At 60.0% G+C, this 23424-nt stretch carries 22 protein-coding genes; 11 read left to right on the plus strand and 11 right to left on the minus strand.

Annotated features, from left to right (window positions below):
• Positions 1–35: 35 nt before the first annotated feature.
• The 3 genes from rho to ACZ89R_RS16670 all read right to left on the minus strand — a co-directional run bounded on the left by rho (position 36) and on the right by ACZ89R_RS16670 (position 2702).
• Positions 36–1295: a transcription termination factor Rho gene (gene rho / locus ACZ89R_RS16660; protein ID WP_007899384.1), complete on the minus strand. Its 1260-nt coding sequence runs from the start codon at positions 1293–1295 to the stop codon at positions 36–38.
• A gap of 247 nt (positions 1296–1542) precedes the next feature.
• The gene (gene trxA, locus ACZ89R_RS16665) at positions 1543–1872 is read right to left on the minus strand and encodes a thioredoxin TrxA (protein ID WP_007899382.1); all 330 of its coding nucleotides are present in this window, start codon (positions 1870–1872) and stop codon (positions 1543–1545) included.
• 122 nt (positions 1873–1994) lie between these two features.
• Positions 1995–2702: a FadR/GntR family transcriptional regulator gene (locus ACZ89R_RS16670; protein ID WP_192344990.1), complete on the minus strand. Its 708-nt coding sequence runs from the start codon at positions 2700–2702 to the stop codon at positions 1995–1997.
• Positions 2703–2959: 257 nt separating this feature from the next.
• On the opposite strand from ACZ89R_RS16670, the gene ACZ89R_RS16675 reads away from it, so the two are divergent.
• From ACZ89R_RS16675 to ppx, 5 genes are all read left to right on the plus strand, one after another.
• Positions 2960–3745, plus strand: a complete 786-nt coding sequence (locus ACZ89R_RS16675; RefSeq protein ID WP_429545198.1) for a transporter substrate-binding domain-containing protein — start codon at positions 2960–2962, stop codon at positions 3743–3745.
• 22 nt (positions 3746–3767) lie between these two features.
• Positions 3768–4439, plus strand: a complete 672-nt coding sequence (locus tag ACZ89R_RS16680; protein WP_429545197.1) for an amino acid ABC transporter permease — start codon at positions 3768–3770, stop codon at positions 4437–4439.
• On the plus strand, positions 4436–5086 hold the full coding sequence (locus ACZ89R_RS16685) for an amino acid ABC transporter permease (protein ID WP_007899375.1): 651 nt from the start codon (positions 4436–4438) through the stop codon (positions 5084–5086). The genes ACZ89R_RS16680 and ACZ89R_RS16685 overlap by 4 nt, the downstream gene beginning before the upstream one ends.
• Positions 5073–5810 carry an amino acid ABC transporter ATP-binding protein gene (locus tag ACZ89R_RS16690; RefSeq protein WP_063342180.1) on the plus strand — a complete coding sequence of 246 codons (738 nt, stop codon included), beginning with the start codon at positions 5073–5075 and terminating at the stop codon, positions 5808–5810. The genes ACZ89R_RS16685 and ACZ89R_RS16690 overlap by 14 nt, the downstream gene beginning before the upstream one ends.
• Positions 5811–6018: 208 nt before the next feature.
• Complete coding sequence (ppx, locus tag ACZ89R_RS16695) at positions 6019–7521, plus strand: exopolyphosphatase (RefSeq protein WP_429545196.1); 1503 nt, start codon at positions 6019–6021, stop codon at positions 7519–7521.
• A 176-nt stretch (positions 7522–7697) separates the two neighbouring features.
• Here the strand turns inward: ppx and ppk1 are convergent, their stop codons facing one another.
• Positions 7698–9920 (minus strand): polyphosphate kinase 1, encoded by a 2223-nt coding sequence (gene ppk1 / locus ACZ89R_RS16700; RefSeq protein WP_429545195.1) that lies wholly within the window; start codon positions 9918–9920, stop codon positions 7698–7700.
• 18 nt (positions 9921–9938) lie between these two features.
• A complete protein-coding gene (gene hemB / locus ACZ89R_RS16705) occupies positions 9939–10952 on the minus strand; it encodes a porphobilinogen synthase (protein WP_123500430.1) in 1014 nt (337 codons plus the stop codon).
• Between the two features lie 198 nt (positions 10953–11150).
• Here hemB and ACZ89R_RS16710 point away from each other — a divergent pair, with 198 nt between their 5' ends.
• A complete protein-coding gene (locus tag ACZ89R_RS16710; RefSeq protein ID WP_008076083.1) occupies positions 11151–11783 on the plus strand; it encodes a DedA family protein in 633 nt (210 codons plus the stop codon).
• Here ACZ89R_RS16710 and ACZ89R_RS16715 read toward each other — a convergent pair.
• On the minus strand, positions 11764–13011 hold the full coding sequence (locus ACZ89R_RS16715) for a sterol desaturase family protein (RefSeq protein WP_429545194.1): 1248 nt from the start codon (positions 13009–13011) through the stop codon (positions 11764–11766). The genes ACZ89R_RS16710 and ACZ89R_RS16715 overlap by 20 nt on opposite strands.
• A 114-nt stretch (positions 13012–13125) precedes the next feature.
• Here ACZ89R_RS16715 and elbB point away from each other — a divergent pair, with 114 nt between their 5' ends.
• Positions 13126–13794, plus strand: coding sequence for an isoprenoid biosynthesis glyoxalase ElbB (gene elbB, locus ACZ89R_RS16720; RefSeq protein ID WP_052964543.1), 669 nt, complete (start codon positions 13126–13128; stop codon positions 13792–13794).
• Positions 13795–13907: 113 nt separating this feature from the next.
• Here the strand turns inward: elbB and ACZ89R_RS16725 are convergent, their stop codons facing one another.
• Together ACZ89R_RS16725 and ACZ89R_RS16730 are read right to left on the minus strand one after the other, a co-directional pair.
• Positions 13908–14363, minus strand: coding sequence for a YaiI/YqxD family protein (locus ACZ89R_RS16725; RefSeq protein WP_183680748.1), 456 nt, complete (start codon positions 14361–14363; stop codon positions 13908–13910).
• A gap of 104 nt (positions 14364–14467) precedes the next feature.
• Positions 14468–16366, minus strand: a complete 1899-nt coding sequence (locus ACZ89R_RS16730) for an FTR1 family protein (protein WP_429545193.1) — start codon at positions 16364–16366, stop codon at positions 14468–14470.
• A 317-nt stretch (positions 16367–16683) separates the two neighbouring features.
• Here ACZ89R_RS16730 and ACZ89R_RS16735 point away from each other — a divergent pair, with 317 nt between their 5' ends.
• Genes ACZ89R_RS16735 through ACZ89R_RS16750 form a run of 4 tightly spaced genes read left to right on the plus strand, consistent with a single transcriptional unit; the run spans position 16684 to position 19842 of the window.
• Complete coding sequence (locus tag ACZ89R_RS16735) at positions 16684–18078, plus strand: COG3014 family protein (protein WP_429545192.1); 1395 nt, start codon at positions 16684–16686, stop codon at positions 18076–18078.
• 15 nt (positions 18079–18093) lie between these two features.
• On the plus strand, positions 18094–18465 hold the full coding sequence (locus tag ACZ89R_RS16740) for a YcfL family putative periplasmic lipoprotein (protein ID WP_007899347.1): 372 nt from the start codon (positions 18094–18096) through the stop codon (positions 18463–18465).
• A 39-nt stretch (positions 18466–18504) separates the two neighbouring features.
• Complete coding sequence (lpoB, locus tag ACZ89R_RS16745; protein WP_123500440.1) at positions 18505–19092, plus strand: penicillin-binding protein activator LpoB; 588 nt, start codon at positions 18505–18507, stop codon at positions 19090–19092.
• A gap of 3 nt (positions 19093–19095) precedes the next feature.
• Positions 19096–19842, plus strand: a complete 747-nt coding sequence (locus ACZ89R_RS16750) for a penicillin-binding protein activator LpoB (RefSeq protein ID WP_429545191.1) — start codon at positions 19096–19098, stop codon at positions 19840–19842.
• Between the two features lie 213 nt (positions 19843–20055).
• Here the strand turns inward: ACZ89R_RS16750 and ACZ89R_RS16755 are convergent, their stop codons facing one another.
• From ACZ89R_RS16755 to ACZ89R_RS16765, 3 genes are all read right to left on the minus strand, one after another.
• Entirely contained in the window at positions 20056–20688 is a 633-nt protein-coding gene (locus ACZ89R_RS16755; protein ID WP_429545190.1) for a LysE family transporter, read from the minus strand.
• Between the two features lie 232 nt (positions 20689–20920).
• The gene (locus ACZ89R_RS16760) at positions 20921–21502 is read right to left on the minus strand and encodes a mechanosensitive ion channel family protein (RefSeq protein ID WP_123500445.1); all 582 of its coding nucleotides are present in this window, start codon (positions 21500–21502) and stop codon (positions 20921–20923) included.
• Positions 21502–23412 (minus strand): ATP-binding cassette domain-containing protein, encoded by a 1911-nt coding sequence (locus ACZ89R_RS16765; protein ID WP_429545189.1) that lies wholly within the window; start codon positions 23410–23412, stop codon positions 21502–21504. The genes ACZ89R_RS16760 and ACZ89R_RS16765 overlap by 1 nt, the downstream gene beginning before the upstream one ends.
• Positions 23413–23424: the final 12 nt, after the last annotated feature.

The raw sequence follows: 23424 nt of genomic DNA on the forward strand, positions 1-23424 counted from the left end.
CCGGGTTTCCCCGGCTTTTGCTGACTTTCTGCGATTTACTTGCGCTTCATCGACAGGAAGAACTCGTCGTTGGTCTTGGTCTGTTTCAGCTTGTCGACCAGGAACTCGATGGCAGAGACTTCGTCCATCGGGTGCAGCAGCTTGCGCAGAATCCACATACGCTGCAGTTCGTCGTCGGCCGTCAGCAACTCTTCGCGGCGGGTACCGGAACGGTTGATGTTGATGGCCGGGAACACACGTTTTTCAGCGATCTTGCGATCCAGAGGCAGTTCCATGTTGCCGGTGCCTTTGAATTCTTCGTAGATCACTTCGTCCATCTTCGAGCCGGTTTCAACCAGCGCGGTAGCGATGATGGTCAGCGAGCCACCTTCTTCGATGTTCCGCGCAGCGCCGAAGAAACGTTTCGGTTTCTCCAGGGCGTGGGCATCGACACCACCAGTCAACACCTTGCCGGAGCTCGGGATCACGGTGTTGTAGGCACGCGCCAGACGGGTGATGGAGTCGAGCAGGATCACCACGTCCTTCTTGTGTTCGACCAGGCGCTTGGCCTTCTCGATCACCATTTCGGCAACCTGCACGTGGCGGGTTGGCGGCTCGTCGAACGTCGAGGCAACCACTTCGCCGCGCACGGTGCGCTGCATCTCGGTCACTTCTTCCGGACGTTCGTCGATCAGCAGCACGATCAGATGAACTTCAGGGTTGTTACGCGCGATGTTCGCCGCGATGTTCTGCAGCATGATCGTTTTACCGGCTTTCGGCGGTGCAACGATCAGGCCGCGCTGGCCTTTGCCGATCGGGGCGCACAGGTCGATGACACGACCGGTCAAGTCTTCGGTGGAACCGTTGCCGGCTTCCATCTTCATGCGCACGGTCGGGAACAGCGGGGTCAGGTTCTCGAAGAGAATCTTGTTTTTCGCGTTCTCGGGGCGATCGTAGTTGATCGTGTCGACCTTGAGCAGTGCGAAATAACGCTCGCCTTCCTTTGGAGGGCGGATCTTGCCAACGATGGTGTCACCGGTGCGCAAGTTGAAGCGGCGGATCTGGCTCGGCGAGACGTAGATGTCGTCTGGGCCGGCGAGATAGGAAGCGTCAGCGGAGCGCAGGAAGCCGAAGCCGTCCTGGAGAATCTCCAGCACGCCATCACCGGAGATTTCCTCGCCGCTTTTAGCGTGCTTTTTGAGCAGGGAGAAAATCACGTCCTGCTTGCGCGAACGGGCCATATTTTCTATGCCCATCTGTTCGGCCAATTCGAGCAGTTCGGTAATCGGCTTTTGCTTGAGTTCAGTCAGATTCATATAGGAATGACGTAATCATTTATGGAGGGGGGAAATTAAGCTTTTGGCTTAATGAGGCCGCGCCGCAGAGAAGGCGACAGGATCGCGTACTAATTCGAAAAGGAGTGCGTCGGCGACGGCTAGCAGGGGGCAGTGGAGAAACCAGTGCGGGGCCGAATGTACCACCTGAGTTTCGGAGCGTCTAGCCCTCAATAACGAAAAGGCCCCGCATTATGCGGGGCCTTTTCATGACGCTTTATAACAACGCTTAGATGTTGGCGTCGAGGAAAGCAGCCAGTTGCGACTTCGACAGCGCACCGACCTTGGTGGCTTCGACGTTGCCGTTCTTGAACAGCATCAGCGTCGGGATACCGCGCACGCCGTGCTTGGCCGGGGTTTCCTGGTTTTCGTCGATGTTCAGCTTGGCGACGGTCAGCTTGCCAGCGTAGGTGCCAGCGATCTCGTCCAGAACCGGGGCGATCATTTTGCAAGGGCCGCACCACTCAGCCCAGTAGTCAACAAGCACAGGGCCAGCAGCCTTCAGTACTTCTTCTTCGAAGTTCGCGTCGGTGACGTGCTTGATAAGATCGCTGCTCATGGATGTCTCCGGGTTGTAAGCAATAAAAAACGTGGCCCATCATAGCCGCCCTTCCCGTGTTCAGGAAGCCGCAGATGATTGAGTCTCGCTATGGTGGCCCATGAGTTTGGGTATAGCTCAAGTCATGAGGTGGCGGGAGCGACGAAAGCAATTCCGGTACGCAGGGCGGCGTTGCGCACATGCTCCTGCATGGCCTTCTGCGCGGCGCCAGAGGCCCGACGAGCCAGTGCGCGGAGAATTTTACGGTGTTCCTGCCAGGTTTCCATGGCCCGTTCGGCCCGGATGAACGGTAGCTTCTGGCTCTCCAGGAAGATGTCGGCGCTGGCGGTCAGAATGCTCAGCATCGCCTGATTGCCGCTGGCCAGGAGGATGCGCCGGTGAAACTCGAAGTCCAGGCGTGCCGCCGCATCGAAGTCGGCGGCACGCAGTTCGTTGCGCATGGCGGCGACATTGTCTTCCAGGACATCAAGTTCATCAGTGCTCAGGGTCACGGCCGCCAGCCCGGCGGCAAAACCTTCCAGCGCGTAGCGCAACTGGAAGATGTCCAGCGGCGATGCCTGAGCCGCGAACGGCCAGCCCGGCGCCGCATCGCCCCGGGGCAGATCGACCGGTGACTGCACAAACACGCCCTTGCCCGGCTGGATACTGATCACGCCCAGTGCGCTCAGGGACGATAACGCCTCACGCAACGACGCCCGACTGACCCCCAATTGCACCGCCAGGTCCCGTTGTGAGGGCAAGGCATCCCCCGCCCCGAAACCTTGCTCGGTGATCAGTTTGCGGATGGCTTGCAGCGCCACTTCGGGTACGGCGCGGGAGATCGAGTTCATGGTTTTTTCAGACGAGCCAGGCCAATGAGCGGCTAGTTGTAAAGCTATTCGCGACGTCCGGCAAGTCGTGCCCCATGGGGGTTCGGGAATTTTCACGGGTGCGCCATCAGGGTGCGAAATGCCACTCAACTGTTCAGACCAGTAAGACCGAGCGACACCAGCAAAACCGTGGCCTGCGCCCCCCAAAAACCAATCTTGGCATGGCCCGTGCTCTGTCGATCCGCAGAAATCACTTCCCGCCGATCCGGAGATTTGCCATGACCATGCGTTACAGCGTCCTCCTCGCCGCCTTGTTTGCCAGCCTGATGCTGAGCCAGGCACCCGCCCACGCCGACGGTCTGGAGGATGTGGTCAAGCGCGGCACCCTCAAAGTCGCCGTGCCCCAGGACTTCCCGCCGTTCGGTTCGGTCGGCCCGGACATGAAACCTCGCGGCCTCGATATCGACACCGCCAAACTGCTGGCCGACCAACTCAAGGTCAAACTCGAGCTGACCCCGGTCAACAGCACCAACCGCATTCCGTTCCTGACCACCGGCAAAGTCGACCTGGTGATTTCCAGCCTCGGCAAGAACCCTGAGCGCGAAAAGGTCATCGACTTCTCCCGTGCCTACGCGCCGTTCTACCTCGCCGTATTCGGCCCGCCAGACGCCGCCATCAAGGGCCTGGACGATCTCAAGGGCAAAACCATCAGCGTCACCCGTGGCGCCATCGAAGACATCGAACTGACCAAAGTCGCTCCCGAAGGCGCGACCATCAAACGCTTCGAAGACAACAACTCGACCATCGCCGCTTACCTCGCAGGGCAAGTCGACCTGATCGCCAGCGGCAACGTGGTGATGGTGGCAATCAGTGAGAAAAACCCGAAACGTGTGCCGGCGCTGAAAGTGAAGCTCAAGGATTCGCCGGTTTACGTTGGCGTGAACAAAAACGAGCCGGCATTGCTGGCCAAGGTCAATGACATCCTCACCACGGCCAAGGCTGATGGTGCGCTGGAAAAAAATTCGCAAACCTGGCTGAAAGAGCCGCTGCCGGCCGATCTCTGATCGTTCGCGCGGGAGACGATTTATGGCTTATCAGTTCGATTTCTTGCCGGTGGTGGAAAATACCGACCTGCTGCTGCGCGGTGCGCTGTTCACCCTTGAGCTGACGGCGATTGGCGCGGTGTTCGGGGTTGGCCTGGGCATCGTCGGGGCGCTGGTGCGGGCGTGGAACATCCGCCCGTTCGCCGGCATTTTCGGGGTCTACGTCGAGTTGATCCGCAACACGCCATTCCTGGTGCAGTTGTTTTTCATCTTCTTCGGTTTGCCGTCGCTGGGCCTGCAGATTTCCGAATGGCAGGCGGCGGTGCTGGCGATGGTGATCAACCTTGGCGCCTACTCGACCGAAATCATCCGCGCCGGCATTCAAGCGATCCCTCGCGGACAGCTGGAAGCCGCGGCGGCCTTGGCGATGACTCGCTTCGAAGCCTTCCGCCACGTGGTTCTGTTGCCGGCGCTGGGTAAGGTCTGGCCGGCCCTGAGCAGCCAGATCATCATCGTGATGCTCGGTTCAGCGGTCTGCTCGCAGATCGCCACCGAAGAGCTGAGCTTCGCCGCCAACTTCATTCAATCGCGCAACTTCCGCGCCTTTGAAACCTATGCCCTGACCACACTGATCTACCTGTGCATGGCGCTGCTGATCCGCCAATTGCTGAACTGGATCGGCCGGCGCTACATAGCAAGGAGCAGCAGCCAATGAGCGATTTCACCTTCTGGGACATCCTGCGCAACCTGCTCACGGGCCTGCAATGGACCCTGGCGTTGTCGCTGGTGGCGTTTATCGGCGGCGGGCTGATCGGTTTGCTGATCATGGTGATGCGGATTTCAAAAAAATCCCTGCCCAGCCACTTCGCCCGCACCTACATCGAACTGTTCCAGGGCACGCCGCTATTGATGCAGCTGTTTCTGGTGTTCTTCGGTGTGGCGTTGGCTGGTGTGGAGATTTCGCCGTGGATGGCCGCGGCGATTGCCTTGACGCTGTTCACCAGCGCTTACCTGGCGGAGATCTGGCGCGGTTGTGTCGATTCGATTCCCAATGGCCAATGGGAAGCCTCGTCGAGCCTGGCGCTCAATCCGCTGGAGCAACTGCGTTACGTGATCCTGCCGCAAGCCTTGCGCATCGCCGTGGCGCCGACCGTGGGCTTCTCCGTGCAAGTGGTCAAAGGCACCGCCGTCACTTCGATCATCGGCTTCACCGAACTGACCAAGACCGGCGGCATGCTCGCCAACGCGACCTTCGAGCCCTTCATGGTCTACGGCCTGGTGGCGCTCGGTTACTTCCTGCTCTGCTACCCCTTGTCCCTCAGTGCGCGCTATCTGGAAAGGAGACTGCATGCCTCTGCTTAGAATTTCCGCCCTGCATAAGTATTACGGCGACCACCATGTGCTCAAAGGCATCGACCTGAGTGTCGACGAAGGCCAGGTGGTGGCGATCATCGGCCGTAGCGGCTCGGGCAAATCCACCTTGCTGCGCACCCTCAATGGTCTGGAGTCGATCAATGACGGCGTGATCGAAGTCGACGGCGAATACCTCGACGCCGCCCGCGCCGACCTGCGCAGCCTGCGGCAGAAAGTCGGGATGGTGTTCCAGCAGTTCAATCTGTTCCCGCACCTCACTGTGGGCGAAAACGTCATGCTCGCGCCGCAAGTGGTGCAGAAAGTGCCGAAAGCCAAAGCCGCCGAACTGGCGCGGCAGATGCTGGAACGGGTGGGGCTGGGGGAGAAATTCGATGCCTTTCCCGACCGACTGTCTGGCGGCCAGCAACAGCGGGTGGCGATTGCCCGGGCGCTGGCGATGTCGCCGAAGGTGCTGTTGTGCGATGAAATCACCTCGGCGCTGGACCCGGAACTGGTCAACGAAGTGCTGAGCGTGGTCCGGCAACTGGCCAAGGAGGGCATGACGCTGATCATGGTCACCCATGAAATGCGCTTTGCCCGAGAGGTTGGGGACAAATTGGTGTTCATGCACCATGGCAAGGTGCATGAGGTGGGGGATCCGAAGGTGTTGTTTGCCAACCCGCAGACAGCGGAGCTGGCGAATTTCATTGGCACTGTTGAAGCGACAGCCTGAAAGAGTCTCAGTGTCTTTAATCCCCTCATCGCTAGCAGGCTAGCTCCCACAGGGGTACGCATTCCAATGTGGGAGCTAGCCTGCTAGCGATTGACCGCGCAGCGGTCACCCACTTTCCTGCGTCGGATCAAAGCTTTGAACCGTACGCGTTGGCGGCAGCGTTTGATCGTGGCAGGATGTCGAGGTTATCGACCGAGACCCCCTGACCATGCCGCAATCCCAAGCCAAGAATCTGTCCCTGATCGCCGCAATCGACCTGGGCTCCAACAGCTTTCACATGGTCGTGGCCAAGGCCCAGAACGGCGAAATCCGGATTCTCGAACGTCTCGGGGAGAAGGTTCAGCTGGCCGCCGGCATCGACGAAGAGCGCCAACTCAGCGAAGAATCCATGCAGCGCGGGCTCGATTGCCTGAAGCGTTTTGCCCAACTGATCAGCGGTATGCCGCCCGGCACGGTGCGGATCGTCGGCACCAACGCCCTGCGCGAAGCCCGTAACCGCGCCGAATTCATCCACCGCGCCGAAGAAATTCTTGGCCATCCGGTAGAAGTCATCTCTGGCCGTGAAGAAGCGCGCCTGATTTACCTCGGCGTCTCCCACACCCTCGCCGACACGCCGGGCAAGCGCCTGGTAGCCGACATCGGCGGCGGCAGTACCGAATTCATCATCGGCCAGCGCTTCGAACCGCTGCTGCGCGAAAGCCTGCAAATGGGCTGCGTCAGCTATACCCAGCGCTATTTCAAGGATGGCAAGATCACCCCGGCCCGCTATGCCCAGGCGTACACCGCGGCGCGGCTGGAGATCATGAGCATCGAGCACGCCCTGCACCGCCTGACCTGGGATGAAGCCATCGGCTCCTCGGGTACCATTCGCGCCATTGGCATGGCGCTGAAGGCCGGCGGGCATGGCACTGGCGAAGTGAATGCCGAAGGCCTGGCCTGGCTCAAGCGCAAGCTGTTCAAACTCGGCGATGCCGAGAAAATCGATTTCGAAGGCATCAAGCCCGACCGCCGGGCGATTTTCCCCGCCGGGCTGGCGATTCTCGAAGCGATCTTCGACGCCCTCGAATTGCAACGCATGGACCACTGTGAAGGCGCCCTGCGCGAAGGCGTGCTCTACGACCTGTTGGGCCGTCATCATCATGAAGACGTGCGTGAGCGCACTCTCAGCTCGCTGATGGAGCGTTACCACGTTGACCTGGAACAAGCCGCTCGGGTCGAACGCAAGGCACTGCATGCCTTCGATCAGGTGGCCGAGGATTGGCAGCTGGATGACGGTGTCTGGCGCGAACTGCTGAGCTGGGCCGCCAAGGTCCATGAAGTGGGCCTGGACATCGCCCACTATCAGTACCACAAGCACGGCGCCTACCTGATCGAGCACTCGGACCTGGCCGGATTCTCCCGCGAAGACCAGCAAATGCTCGCGCTACTGGTACGTGGCCACCGACGCAACATTCCCAAGGACAAGTTCGCCGAATTCGGCGACGACGGCATCAAGCTGATTCGCCTGTGCGTGCTACTGCGTTTTGCGATTCTGTTCCATCACATCCGCGGTATCCAGGAAATGCCACAGGTCGTGCTGCACGCCAATGGCGACAGCCTGGACGTGTTGTTCCCGGAACACTGGCTGGACGACAATCAACTGACCCAGGCCGACTTCGCCCTCGAAGCGGAATGGCTGACTCGCGTCAGCTTCGTGCTGAACGTGCGCTAATCAGAAGGCTGCCGAAAATCCCGTAGGAGCTGCCGCAGGCTGCGATCTTTTGATCTTTCCCACAGACAACTCGTTGTCTGAATGGGCGCCAAGATCAAAAGATCGCAGCCTTCGGCAGCTCCTACGGGGGAATTCGTCCCCGGGCAGCCTTTGAATGGCTACCCGGGAGACTGGTCTTAGCGAACTGCCAGAATCGGGCTACCCAAACGCTCAAGCAAGGTTGCCTGGGCACTGCGCGGGTTCTGGTTGCCGGTCGGCGTGTTGCGGATGTAGCGACCGTCCGACTGCAGGCTCCAGCTGTGGGTGTTATCGGTGAGATAAAGCTCCAGCTCTTTCTTGACCCGCAAAATCAGCTTCTTGCCCTCGACCGGGAAGCAAGTCTCGACGCGCTTGTCGAGGTTGCGCTCCATCCAGTCGGCGCTGGACAGGAACATCTGCTCTTCGCCACCGTTGAGAAAGTAGAAAACCCGGGTGTGTTCCAGGAAGCGGCCGATGATCGAGCGCACGTGGATGTTGTGGGACACGCCGGCGATGCCTGGTCGCAGGCAGCACATGCCACGCACCACCAGATCGATACGCACCCCGGACTGACTGGCCTTATACAACGCGCGGATGACCTTCGGGTCGGTCAGCGAGTTGAACTTGGCGATGATGTGCGCCGGTTTGCCGTCGAGGGCGAATTGCGTCTCCCGGGCAATCATATCAAGCATGCCCTTCTTCAACGTGAACGGTGCGTGCAGCAGTTTCTTCATGCGCAGGGTCTTGCCCATACCGATCAGCTGGCTGAACAGTTTGCCGACGTCTTCGCACAAGGCATCGTCGGAGGTCAGCAGGCTGTAGTCGGTATACAGACGGGCGTTGGCCGCGTGATAGTTGCCGGTCCCCAAGTGGGCGTAGCGGACAATCTCGCCCGCCTCGCGGCGTAAAATCAGCATCATCTTGGCGTGGGTCTTGAAACCGACCACGCCGTAAATCACCACCGCACCGGCCGCTTGCAGACGGCTGGCCAGTTGCAGGTTGGACTCTTCATCGAACCGCGCGCGCAATTCGATCACTGCCGTCACTTCCTTGCCGTTACGCGCAGCGTCCACCAGCGCATCGACGATCTCGGAGTTGGCGCCGCTTCGATACAACGTCTGGCGTACCGCCAACACGTGCGGGTCTTTCGCTGCCTGACGCAGCAAGTCGACCACCGGGGTGAACGACTCGAACGGGTGCAGCAGCAGAATGTCCTGCTTGCTGATCACACTGAAAATGTTCTCGCTGTTTTGCAGCAGTTTCGGGATCTGCGGGGTGAACGGGTTGTATTGCAGCTCCGGATGACTGTCCAGGCCAGTGATGCTGAACAGCCGGGTCAGGTTGACCGGGCCGTTGACCTGATACAACTCGGTCTCATGCAGGTTGAACTGCTTGAGCAAGTAGTCGGACAAGTGTTTCGGGCAGGTATCGGCCACTTCCAGCCGCACTGCGTCACCGTAACGACGGGAGAACAACTCGCCGCGCAGGGCGCGGGCCAGGTCTTCGACATCTTCGGTGTCGACCGCGAGGTCGGCGTTTCGGGTCAGGCGGAACTGGTAGCAGCCCTTGACCTTCATGCCCTGGAACAGGTCATCGGCGTGGGCGTGGATCATCGACGACAGGAACACATAGTTGTCGCCGGGACCGCCGACTTCTTCCGGCACCTTGATGATCCGCGGCAGCAGACGCGGCGCCGGGATTATCGCCAGACCGGAGTCGCGACCGAAGGCGTCGATGCCTTCGAGCTCGACGATGAAGTTCAGGCTCTTGTTCACCAGCAACGGAAACGGGTGCGTCGGGTCGAGGCCGATCGGGGTGATAATCGGGGCGATCTCGTCGCGGAAATAACGACGAACCCAAGTCTTGAGCTTGGTGGTCCAGTAGCGGCGACGGATGAAGCGGACCTGATGTTTTTCCAGTTCCGGCAACAGAATTTCGTTGAGGATCGCGTATTGGCGATCGACGTGGCCGTGCACCAGTTCACTGATGCGAGCCAGGGCCTGGTGCGGTTGCAGGCCATCGGCGCCAGCCTGTTCACGGGCGAAGGTGATCTGCTTCTTCAGGCCGGCCACACGAATCTCGAAGAACTCGTCCAGGTTGCTGGAGAAGATCAGCAGAAACTTCAGCCGCTCCAGCAATGGGTAGGACTCATCCAGCGCCTGTTCCAGCACGCGGATGTTGAACTGCAGTTGCGAGAGCTCACGATGGATGTACAGGCTGCTGTCATCCAGGCCGGGAATGGCAATCGCTGGCGCCGCAACAACGGGCTCGGCCACCACCGCGGGAGGAGCAGGCTCCAGCTCCGGCGGGGTTTCGGCGATTGGCTCCACCACAGGTTGAGCGTCTTTTACGGCAACTTCAGTGAGTCCTTCGGTATTCATCGAATGTTCCTGGGAGGGCTATTTTTGCTCTCGTAACAATTGAGCAGCACGGACGGCAAAGTAAGTCAGGATGCCATCAGCGCCTGCACGTTTAAAAGCGGTCAGGGATTCGAGGATAACCCCTTCGCTCAACCAGCCATTCTGGATCGCTGCCATGTGCATGGCGTATTCACCGCTGACCTGATAGACAAAGGTCGGCACTTTAAATTCTTCTTTGACCCGGTAAAGGATATCCAGATACGGCATGCCTGGCTTGACCATGACCATGTCCGCGCCTTCTGACAAGTCCGCCGCCACTTCGTGCAGGGCTTCGTTGCTGTTGGCCGGGTCCATCTGATAGGAGGCCTTGTTGGCCTTGCCCAGGTTCAGCGCCGAACCCACCGCATCACGGAACGGGCCGTAATAGGCGCTGGCGTATTTGGCCGAGTAAGCCATGATCCGCACGTTGACGTGATCGGCCAGCTCCAGCGCTTCGCGGATCGCCTGAATGCGCCCGTCCATCATGTCCGAAGGCGCCACCACCTGAGCGCCGGCTTCGGCGTGGGACAGGGCCTGTTTAACCAGTGCGTCGACGGTAATGTCGTTCTGCACGTAGCCTTCTTCATCGAGAATGCCGTCTTGACCGTGGGTGGTAAACGGGTCCAGGGCGACGTCGGTGATCACCCCCAACTCCGGGAACCGGTCACGCAGGGCTCGGGTGGCGCGCTGGGCGATGCCGTTGGGGTTCCACGCTTCAGCGGCGTCCAGGGATTTGAGCTCCGACGGCGTCACCGGGAACAATGCCAGGGCCGGAATCCCCAGCTCAACCCACTTGGCCGCTTCTTCCAGCAACAGGTCGATGGTCAGGCGCTCGACGCCCGGCATCGACGCCACCGCTTCGCGACGGTTTTCACCGTCCAGCACGAACACCGGCAGGATCAGGTCATCGACGGTCAGTACGTTTTCACGGACCAGTCGACGCGAGAAATCATCACGACGGTTGCGACGCAGGCGGGTTGCAGGAAACAAACGATTGGCGGGGGTAAAGCTCACGGCAGACTCCTGAGCCCGCGCTGGCGGGCGAGCGTGACAGTTATAAGCGGCCATTATGACGAACGGATGACAGTTGTGCTTCAGGAAGCCGCATTCCATTGTCCTTGTAGGAAATGTTCACGTCGAGACACATTTTGACACTTTCCTGAATGTGTCCGAGGGGTTAGGCTGCGCGTTCATTTCGCCAGCACCCAGACAATGCTCCAACAATTTCTTCAGGAATTCGGCTACTTCGCCCTCTTTCTCGGCACGTTCTTCGAAGGCGAAACCATCCTGGTGCTCGCGGGTTTCCTTGCGTTCCGTGGATACATGGACATCAAGGTGGTGATGCTCGTGGCATTCCTCGGCAGTTATGCCGGCGATCAGCTGTGGTATTTCCTGGGACGCAAGCACGGGCGCAAACTGCTGGCGCGCAAACCGCGCTGGCAACTGATGGGCGATCGGGCGCTGGAACATATCCGCAAGCACCCGGACATCTGGGTGCTGAGCTTCCGCTTTGTCTATGGACTGCGCACCGTGATGCCAGTGGCGATCGGTCTGTCGGGCTATCCGCCGGGACGTTATCTGCTGCTCAACGGGATTGGCGCAGCCATCTGGGCCGCCGCGCTGGCTTCCGCCGCCTATCATTTCGGCGCAGTGCTCGAAGGCATGTTGGGCAGCGTCAAGAAGTATGAGCTGTGGGTGCTGGGCGCCTTGCTGGTACTGGGCTTTTGCCTGTGGCTGCGGCGGCGCTTCAAGAATGCCCGTCTGGCGAAGAAGATCTATGCCGACGAGCAAGCGTTGAAAGCCGAACAGGCCAAGTCCAGCGAACCTACGACGCCCATCGAGTGAAGCGGTTTCTACAACAATAGAGACCGATCCCGCTGAGCAGGCTGTAACTGAGCAGCCCCACCCAGCCCACCGCATTGCCCATTACACTGTCCGGCCATAACCCGACCATTGGCGCCAGCCACACCAACGGCAGGTTCGACGCCAGCCGCAACAGCTCCAGCTTCAACGCCTGCGGGCGATTTTCCAGGGCCACGCCCAACACAAACAGCCCCAGTGCAACGGCGCCCCAGCCCAACACCAGGGCTGCGGTTGGCAGACTTTGCTCCAGGTTCATCAAGTAGCTGCCCAAGGCGATGTAGACGCAGAACTGCAGCGCCACATACCACTGTTGGCGCCCGTCCAGCGGTACCTCGAATTTGCGGAACTGGCTCAGGTCCGGTTTGTTCATCGGGTATTTGGCCGCCACATCTGCCGGCCGCCAACCGGTGCGCATGAACCAGATCCGCAGCTTGTCCCATCCGCTTTCGGCGCGCCGTGCGTCATCCCATAGCTGCGCATAGAACTGCACGTTCGCCCACAACGGATTCCAGCTCGCCAGCGGTGTGGTCACGCCGAAAATCACCGGCTCGTTATCGTCCTCTTCCTGGAACGAGCCAAATAGACGGTCCCAAATAATGAACACCCCGCCGTAGTTGCGATCCATGTAAAGAGCGTTCTGTGCATGGTGAGCCCGATGATTGGACGGCGTGACGAAGACCCATTCGAACCAGCCGAGCTTGGGAATGTGCCGGGTATGCACCCAGAATTGGTACAGCAGATTCAGCGCCGCAACGCTGACGAACACCACGAGTGGAACGCCGAGCACGGCCATGGGCAGGTAGAAAATCCAGCTCAACACAAACCCGGTGCTGGTCTGGCGCAAGGCCGTGGAGAGGTTGTAATCCTCGCTCTGATGATGCACCGAGTGGGCAGCCCAGAGGATGTTGCGTTCGTGGCCCATGCGGTGCAGCCAGTAGTAGCAGAAGTCGTAGAAGACGAAAGCAAACACCCAGACCCAGACGCTGTCGGCCGACAGCTCAATCACGGCCAGATGCTTCAGGGCGAAGGCATAAGTCACCAGACCGACGCCTTTGGTCAACAGACCCGTGGTGGTCGACAGTACGCCGGTGCTGATGCTGTTGATCGCGTCTGCCACGCGGTAATTGCTCACCCCGCGCCAACGGTCGGCCAGCAGCTCGACCGCAATCAACACAAAGAAAAACGGCACCGCATACAGAATGAAGTCCATGACGCGCCCTGATCAGAATCGTTCAGCAGAGATTAGGTGTAGCCGCGTATTAACCCTATGGCAACGAGTGACAAATTAGTGGACATTTAACGCCATGAATCTGGAGAAAAGCCCATGAGCAAAAAAATTGCAGTGATCCTTTCCGGCTGCGGCGTGTACGACGGCGCCGAAATCCACGAAAGCGTGATCACCCTGCTGCGGCTGGACCAGCGCGGCGCCCAGGTGCAGTGTTTCGCACCCAATATCGCGCAGTTGCATGTGATCAACCACCTGACCGGCGAAGAAATGCCCGAGGCGCGCAACGTGCTGGTGGAATCGGCACGGATCGCCCGGGGCAACATCAAGGATATCCGTGAAGCCAGCGTCGAAGACTTCGATGCGCTGATCGTTCCCGGCGGATTCGGCTCGGCCAAGAATCTGTCGAACTTTGCCGTCGAGGGTGCCGGATGCAGTGTTCAGCCTGACGTTCTGGCGTTGACCGAAGCGTTCGCCGAGGCCGGCAAGCCGGTGGGGCTGATCTGCATCTCGCCGGCCCTGGCGGCCAAGATCTACGGCCCGGGCGTGACCTGCACCATCGGCAACGATGCCGATACCGCCGCCGCGATGAACAAGATGGGCGCTACCCATGCCGAGTGCGCGGTGACCGACATCGTCGAAGACAAGGCGCGCAAGCTGGTGAGCACGCCGGCGTACATGCTGGCGCAATCGATAAGCGAGGCCGCTTCCGGCATCAACAAACTGGTCGACCGCGTGCTGGAACTGACCCACGAGAACGACGAGTAAAGAAGCAAGATCAAAAGATCGCAGGCTTCGCCAGCTCCTACAGGATTTTTGCACTGACCCATAATTTGCGTCGGTCACGGTCCATGTAGGAGCTGCCGCAGGCTGCGATCTTTTCAGGCTTTGCGCGACAACCGCGTAAGTATCCGGTCCAGCGCATTGGCGAATGCCTGCTTCTCGCGCTCGCCAAACGGCGCCGGCCCGCCGCTCATCTGGCCCTGCTCGCGCAGATCGGTGAACAGGTTACGCACCGCCAGCCGATCGCCCATGTTCTGCGCATCGAACTCCTTGCCCCGCGGATCCAGCGCCGCCACGCCTTTCTTCACCAACCGGTCCGCCAGCGGCACATCGCTGCAAATTACCAGCTCACCCGGCGCCGCGTGTTCCACCAGGTAATCGTCAGCGGCATCCGGGCCGCTGGGTACTACGATCAACTTCACCAGCGCGAGGCCCGGTTTAATCTGCGGCTGGCCGGCCACCAGCACCACTTCGAACTGGCGCTTTAGGGCGAACTTCACCACCAGATCCTTGGCTGCCCGAGGGCAGGCGTCGGCATCGATCCACACGCGCATAGTGTTTTCCTCTTCCAAAAAATCGCGAGCAGGCTCGCTTCCACAGGTTATACGCAATCCTGTGGGAGCGAGCCTGCTCGCGATTATGAGCGCAGCGAATGCTTTTAAGAAACCGACACCCGCCGCTTCTCGGCCATCCGGCTACGGCTGTACAACACGATGATCGCAATGATCGCCACGACCTGAGCACTCAGGGAATACGCATCAGCGTGGATCCCTAGCCAGTCGAAGTCAAAGAACGGCACCGGCCGCGTGCCGAAGATCCCGGCTTCCTGCAACGCCTTCACGCCATGGCCGGCAAACACCACCGACAACGCGCAGAGCAAACCGGCATTGATACTGAAGAACAACGCCAGCGGCAGTTTCGCCGAGCCACGCAGAATCACCCAGGCCAGACCGATCAGCATTACCAGCGCCGTTGCGCCGCCCGCCATTACGGCGTTGTGTCCTGCCGGCCCGGCCTGCAACCACAGGGTTTCGTAAAACAGGATCACTTCGAACAGTTCGCGATACACCGAGAAGAACGCCAGGATCGCAAAGCCGAAACGCCCGCCACCACTCACCAGGCTGCTCTTGATGTAATCCTGCCAGGCCGCTGCGTGGCGACGGTCGTGCATCCACACGCCGAGCCAGAGCACCATGACACTGGCAAACAACGCCGTCGCGCCTTCCAGCAGTTCACGCTGGGCGCCGCTGACGTCGATCACATAAGCCGCAACCGCCCAGGTCGCCAGCCCGGCCAGCAGTGCCAGGCCCCAACCGATGTTGACGCTGCGTACCGCCGATTGCTGACCGGTATTGCGCAGGAATGCGAGGATCGCCGCGAGCACCAGAATCGCTTCCAGACCTTCACGCAGCAGAATCAACAGACCGGAAATGTAGCTCAGCGACCAGCTCAAGCCATCACTGCCCAGCAGGCCAGCGGACTCTTTCAACTTGGCTTTGGCCGCTTCCAGGCGCTGCTCGGCCTGGGCCACCGGCAAACCGTCCTGCAAGGACTGACGGTACGCCATCAGGGATTTTTCGGTGTCTTTGCGCACGTTGGCGTCGACGTTGTCCAGAGAGCTTTCGACCAGTTCGAAGCCTTCCAGATAGGCCGCTACCGACAAGTCATAAGCCTGATCGTGATCGCCGGCGCGGTAGGCTGCGATGCTCTTGTCCAGGGTGGCCGCCGTGTAATCAAGCAACTGTCCCGGACCACGCTTGACCTGGGGCGGTTGCGCTCGTTGCGCTCGGAAAGTGGCGGCCGCTTGCGGACCTTCAGCGGCCTGCACTTCGGCTGGCGTCTGACGTGCCAGGTCGGCGATGTTGTAGGTTTTCTCGGATTTGGCCGCAGCCGGATCGGCGCTGAAGCTGGCGATATAGGTCGCCAGGTCCCAACGTTGACGATCATCCAACTGATCGGCGAAAGCCGGCATGTCGGTACCTTCAACGCCCATGCTCAACGTGTTGTAGATCGCATAGAGGCTCAGACGGTCCAGTCGCACGGCATCGCGCAGATTGGCCGGCGGTGGCGTCATGCCGACACCCGCCGGGCCGTCACCAGCGCCCGCATCGCCATGGCACACCGAGCATTGCTGGGTATACAGCGGCGCGCCGCGAGTCGGATCTGGAGTGATAACCGGGGCCTGGCTGACCTCATAGGTCACCGCCAGTTTTGCCCCCAGCTGCCGCGCCTGACGGGCAACATCCGCGCCATCCTTGCGAGCGGCGATGGCAGCGCCAAGGCTGCCGACGCCCTGCTCCAGCTCTGCGCGTTCGGGTTTGGCCGGCAAATCGGCGATCAAACCTTGCAGCACTTTCAGGAATTCCTGCTGTTCGCGGTATTCAGACTCATCGATGACGTTGCCCGCCTCCACCGTCGCCGGATAATCGGCGCCGATGTAATCGAGCAAATGCAGGGCCTTGGGCGCACCTTCTGCGGTTTCGGCCAGCGCATTGAAGCTGCAGAGCGCGATCATCGGCAGCACGAGCCACGCCAGAAAACGAGAGGAGGCAGTCATGAATAACTCTCAAATGGAAATACGAAGTAACACATTGTTCACTTCCAATCAGTTTCGCTCAAGCTTTGTTGAAATTTCCTGGGAAAGCACTGTGGTGCCCGGTCTGAAATAAGTAGTGGCACTTTGTGAAAAGATGCGATTAAAAAGCCATTACATGGCCAGCATCCCTGTTTATAATGCCGCGCCGTCGTTATTGCGATATGGCATTTAAGCTCCTTTTTTTATGAGGAATTGGCAGGAGGCCAACAGCCCTGCCGATGGGTCCCAACAGCCCGACCAGCACGCGGCTGCTTAAACTCAGGGAAGACGTACCCCTTATGGCATTCCGTTCCCCCATCTTGATCGCGCTCAGCGCTGTCACATTGCTTTCCGGCTGCTCGGCCTTTCGTAACTACGATTCGGAACTTGCACAAACCAACCAGCAACTGGCCTCCGGCAACGTCGACGCCGCCTTGACCCTGCTGGAAAAGAACAACACCAGCAAAGACAAAGACCTGCTCTATTACTTCGAGAAAGGTGAACTGCTGCGCGCCAAGGGCGACTTGTCCGGCAGCCAGAACGCCTGGACCAGTGCCGATCAGGTGGTGGGCAAGTGGGAAGACGCGGTCAAGCTCGACACCGACAAGTACCTGGCTCAGTTCGGCAGCTTCCTGGTCAACGACAAGGTTCGTCGCTACGAAGGCTACGACTACGAAAAAGTCATGCTGACCACGCAGATGGCCCTCAACCTGCTGGCGGTGAATGACTTCGATGGCGCGCGCACCGCGATCAAGAAGACTCACGAACGTGAAGCGGTGATTGCCGACCTGCGTGACAAGGAATACCTCAAGAGCGAAGAGCAAGCTGAGAAAGAAGGCGTCAAAACCCAGTACAAGGATTTGCAGGGTTATCCGGTGGCGAGCCTCGACGCGCCGGAAGTGGTCAGCCTGAAAAACAGCTACCAGAGTGCGTTCAGCCATTATCTGGCCGGCTTCGTCTATGAAGCCCTGGGCGAGAAAGATCTGGCGGCACCAGGTTATCGCAAGGCTGCCGAGCTGCGTCCGAACACGCCACTGCTGGAGCAGGCGCTGGTGAATCTCGATAAACCCGCCAGGAACGAGGACAGCGACATCCTGATCGTGGTGCAAAGCGGTCTGGCGCCGTCCCGCGACTCGATCCGCATTCCGCTGCCGTTGCCGATCAGCAATAACGTGGTAATTACGCCGCTGTCGTTCCCGATCATCAAGCCGGATACCTCCACCGCCGTGTTCGCCCAAATCGGCGTGGACGGTCAGCAGTTGGACCTGACGCAACTCAACAGCACCACTGCCATGTCCCGTCGCGCGCTGCGTGATGACATGCCAGGCATCATCCTGCGCACCACCGTGCGGGCGATCACCCGTGGTGTGGCACAGAAGCAGATCAATGAAACCAACCCGCTGGCGGGTCTTGCCGTCGGCATCACTTCAGCTGTACTCGAAGGCGCCGATACCCGTACGTGGCGCACGCTGCCGGACAACACTCAGGTGGTGCGTCTGCGTTTGAAGAAAGGCGAGCACAGCGTCACGCTGCCGAGCGCCGTGGGCGGCTCGGTGGTCAAGGTCACCGTCGATCAGCGCTTTCAGGTCATCACCCTGCGCGCCGTGGGCAATCAAGTATTCGCCAGCGGCGTGGCTGCGCACGTGATCCCGAGCGCCAACCCGACCGCCGTGGCCAGCCTCAAACAACCTTAAGAACGGAGTCTTTGCATGCGTTTCAAATTCATCGCTGTCGTCGCCCTGGCCTTGCTGGCTGGCTGCGCCACCCCGCCACCGCCGGAGCCAGGCAGCGCGGCCAGCAAGGTCGTAGCCATGGGCAAGCTCAAGAACATCGTGGTCGGCGCCATGCGCGTGGCCCGGGAAAACGGCTTCATGACGGTCAATGCGCAGCTGAGCAACACCAGCTACAACAACAAGACTTTCTACTACCGTTTTGCCTGGCTCGGCCCTGAAGGTTTCCCGGTTGCCGAAGAAGAAACCTGGAAAAGCCAGATGATGTACGGCGAGCAGACCAGTTTCATTCAGGCGATTGCGCCAACCGCCAAAGCCGTGGATTTCCGTCTCGAAATCAAAACGCCTTAAGCCCGACACCCTATTCGTTCAGTTCTAGAGAGCATTCCCATGTTTGCACGCTTTTCGTTCATCGCCGTCATCGCCCTCCTGGCCAGCGGTTGCGCCAACACTTCGCCAACGCTTGGCAGCAAAAACATCAGCTACGGTGACACCAAGGCCGTGGAAACCGTGACCAACGAGTTCGGTTCCACCGACCTGCAGATGATCGCCGAATCCATGACCCGCTCCCTGGCCCAGTCCGGCATCCTGCAAGGCCGTCCGGTGGTTCAGGTCTACGACGTGAAGAACAAGACCAGCGAGTACATCGATACCCGCGAAATCACCACCAGCATCAAGACCCAACTGATGAAGTCCGGCACTGCCCGCTTCGCCAGCGACAACACCGCCATGCAAAGCCAGGTTGACCAGCTCAAGCTGCAAAACCAGAGCGGTTTGTACAAGAAAAGCACCGTGGCCAAGACGGGCAACATGATCGCCGCCCAATACCGTCTTGAAGGTTCGATCAGCTCGATCGTCAAGCGCAGCAGCGATTACAAGGACGTCTTCTACAAATTCAGCCTGCAGTTGATCGACGTTGAAAGCGGCCTGGCCGAGTGGATGGACGAAAAAGAGATCCGCAAGACCACGGAGCGTTAATCGATGCGCACATGGATTGGCATGATGGCCCTGGCTTGCGCGTTCAGCGTGCAAGCGGCCCCGAAAGTCGCGGTGACGGATCTGGCGTATCAGGAGCGAGTGGAGCAATACATCCACATCGTTTCGGCACAGAGCAACCACAGCCAGAGTTACTACGGCGCCAGCGGCTCTTCGAGTTACAACGAGATCGAAGCGACCAGCAGCTACATCGAGCAAGGCGAGCTGCGTAAATTCACCGGCGACATCAAGGGCGAGATTCTGCGCACCGGCATGTTCCAGCTGGTGCAGGGCACGCCTTACACAGCATCGTCCAAGGGTGACGTGTATGACGTGATCAAGCGGATCAAGGCCGGCAGCTTCAAGGGTGCCGACTACGTGCTGTTCGGCACCGTGTCAGACATCGACTTCACCCGCGACATGAACGAGCTGGCCAACACCAATAGCTATTCGGCGGTGCTGGGGCTGACGCTGGTGGCGGACTTCAGCCTGATCAACACCAAGACCTTTGAAATCACCTCGGCTTTCACGGCGATGGGCGAAGGTCAGGACACCAAACTGGTGAATGGTCGGGACATCAAGATCTCGCTGAACCGTCCACGGGTGGTACGTGACGTGTCCAAGGCGCTGGGTGAGGATGTGGCTGCGCAATTGAGCCAACAGCTCGGTGGCGATGGTGGCTATGAGCAGCCGAGGCAAGCGCCGCTGCGCAATAACCTGCCGCAGGATACGGCGCCAGTCATTCTGCACTGATCTCAGGCTGGCCATCTGTGGCGAGAGGCTTTGTGGCGAGGGAGCTTGCTCCCGTTGGGCCGCGAAGCGGCCCCAGTAGTCAGGCAACCCGTATCAGCCGGTTTTACGACTGCTGCGCAGCCGAGCGGGAGCAAGCTCCCTCGCCACAAAAGCTCGCTCGCCACAATGAAAAAGGCGACCTGAAGAGGTCGCCTTTTTTTGTGCCTGAAGGTTTTACACCGCGGCTTTGCGCAGGGTCGCCATGAACGCCGCCGCGCCAATGAACAGCCCGGCAAAAGTACGGTTCATGCGTTGTTGCTGCTTGGGCGTGCGCAGCAAACGCAGCACCTTGGCCGCCAGCCCGGTGTAGCCGGCCATGACGATCAGGTCGACACAGATCATGGTCACGCCGAGGATCAGGTACTGGACCACCAGCGGCGCGTGGGGGTCGATGAATTGCGGCAGCACCGCAAGCATGAACACCAAGGCCTTGGGGTTGCTGATGTTCACCAGAAAACCGCGGAACACCAGCGCCATTGGCTTGCCGATCTGCCGGATGGCGGCGTCGTCGCTCATGTCATTGGGCAGCGCGCGCCATTGCTTGACCGCGAGGTAGACCAGGTAGGCCACACCAAACCATTTGATCGCATAGAACGCCGTGGCGGAGGCCGCGAGGATCGCACCCACACCGGCAGCGACAATCGCGATCTGCAAGGCCAGGCCCAGTTGCAGGCCCAGAGCATTCCAGTAACCGCGCCAGAAACCGTAGCGCAAACCGCTGGACATCGACGCAATGGCGCCGGCACCGGGAGAAAGACTGATCACCCAGCAGGCGGCAAAAAACGCCAGCCATGTTTGAAGCAGCATCGCACACCTCGATTCAGACTCGTGACAGACGTCTAAGCTAATGCGCCTTTGGGCCGATGACTACCGATTTTTTACAGGACATGCCGACTGCCGACCAGCGTTTACAACTTTCAGCCCCCTACCGCGAGCAGGCTCACTCCCACATGGAGTTTGTGATCGCCGCAAACCATTGTGGGAGCGAGCCTGCTCGCGATGGCGGTTTATCAGACAACCTCTATCTAAGAGGTAACGCCTATTTTTCGAAACCGTTCGAAGGAAACACATCCGTCCCACGCCAGCGTCGAACCGAGCGCTGGAAGAACAGGCTGTTGGGCACTTGAACCATGGCACTGCCGGTGCCGAGTTCTTCGGCTTCGATCAGCGTGGTGTAGAGCAGATTGATCGCCACCACCCGGCCTTTGACGCCGGGCTTATCGGTGGTATCCACCAACTCGACCACATCGCCGATACGGAACGGGCCGACGGTGAAGATCAGAATTGCGCATAGCAGGTTGGACAGCACGCTCCACATGGCGAAAAACGCCACGGCGGCCACCGCAACGAAACCGGACAACGCCGTCCAGAGCACCGTGGCCGACACGCCAAGGCGCTCCAGCACGAAGATCAGCGCGCTGCCCATGATCAGCCAGCGCAAACCGCCGCGCAGCGGCATGAAAAACTGCGGCGGAAACGGGTAGCGCTCACCCAATCGAGTCAGACATTTAGCGACGACGCGCTGGGCGATATAACCGGCCAGCAGGATCAGCAGAATTTGCACGACCAGCCAGAGCGGCTCGCCCCACCCAGCCGGCAGCGGCAGCTTGTAGGCTTCCATCAGGACAGTGCCTCCAGCTCCGCCTGCATGCTTTCGAGCAATTCGAGCGCTTCCATCCAGGCTTCTTCCAGCTCGGCTTCACGCACCTTCAGCTTGGCCTGTTCAGCCAGCAGATCACGCAAGTCGTTCTTGCGCATCGGCTCGTAAATGTCGCTGTCGCCAAGGCTGGCATCGATCTTTGCCAGTTTCTCATGCAGCTTGCCCAGCTCGGCTTCAAGCTTGTCAGCCTCACGCTTGTGCGGTGCCAGTTGCTGACGCAACGCAGCGGCAGCCTGGCGCTGGGCCTTCTTGTCGGTCTTGTCCGGATTGACCGGGGTATTGCTGACCGGGGCATTGCGTTGACGATATTCGACCAGCCAACGGGCGTAGTCTTCCAGGTCGCCGTCGAACTCCTCGACCTTGCCGTCTGCCACCAGATAGAAATTGTCAGTGGTGCTTTTGAGCAGATGGCGATCGTGTGAGACCACCAGTACCGCGCCACTGAATTCCTGCAGGGCCATGGTCAGCGCCAGACGCATTTCCAGATCCAGGTGGTTGGTTGGTTCGTCGAGCAGCAACAGGTTTGGTCGATCCCAAGCGATCAATGCCAAGGCCAGACGCGCCTTCTCACCGCCGGAGAAATTCAGTACCGGCTCATCGATACGCGCGCCGCGGAAGTCGAACCCTCCGAGGAAGTCGCGCAAGGGTTGCTCCCGCTCGGTCGGCGCCAGGCGCTGCAAGTGCAGCAACGGGCTGGCCTTGGAGTCGAGAGAATCCAGCTGATGCTGGGCGAAGTAGCCAACGACGGTGTTTTCACCACGCGTCAGGCGACCGGCCAACGGCTCAAGCTCACCGGCGAGGTTTTTGATCAGGGTCGATTTACCCGCGCCGTTCGGGCCAAGCAAACCGATCCGCGCGCCGGGGGTCAGTTGCAGCTTGACCTTCTCCAGCACGGCTTTGTCGCCGTAACCCAGTCGAGCATCCGACAGGTCGATCAGCGGGCTGGAAATTTTTGTCGACTCGCGGAAGACGAAGTCGAACGGCGAATCGACGTGGGCGGCGGACAGCTCTTCCATCCGCTCCAGTGCCTTAATCCGGCTCTGGGCCTGACGGGCCTTGGTGGCTTGGGCCTTGAAGCGGGCGATGTAGCTTTCCATGTGCGCACGTTGCGCCTGCTGCTTCTCGTAAGCCTGTTGCTGCTGGGCCAGACGTTCGGCACGGGCGCGTTCGAAAGCGCTGTAACCACCGCGATACAGGGTGATCTTGCGTTGATCGACGTGGGCTACGTGATCGACCACGGCATCGAGGAAGTCCCGGTCGTGGGAAATCAGCAGCAAGGTGCCGGGGTAGCTTTTAAGCCACTCTTCGAGCCAGATGATGGCGTCGAGGTCCAAGTGGTTGGTCGGTTCGTCGAGTAGCAACAGGTCCGAAGGGCACATCAAAGCCTGCGCCAGATTCAGACGCATCCGCCAGCCACCGGAGAAATCTCCCACTTGCCGATCCATCTGCTCGTTGGTGAACCCAAGGCCGGCCAGCAGCTTTCGAGCCCGGGCATCGGCGGTGTAGCCGTCGGCGCTGTCGAGTTCCGAGTGCAGGCGGGCCTGAGCGGCACCGTCATGGGCCGCTTCGGCTGCGGCGAGGTCGCGTTGCACCTCGCGCAGGCGCAGGTCGCCATCGAGCACGTAGTCGACCGCCAGGCGTTCGAGTGTCTCGATTTCCTGACGCATGTGGGCGATGCGCCAGTCGGCCGGCAGGAAGCAGTCACCCGAGTCCGGGTGCAGTTCGCCACGAATCAAGGCGAACAGGCTCGATTTGCCGGCGCCGTTGGCACCGATGAGGCCGGCTTTGTGGCCGGCGTGCAGGGTCAGCTCGGCGTCTTCTAGCAGACGTTGCGGGCCACGCTGTAAAGTGAGGTTCTGAAGTCGAATCATAATGGCGGCGGA

It is taken from the genome of Pseudomonas sp. TE3728, assembly GCF_056279145.1.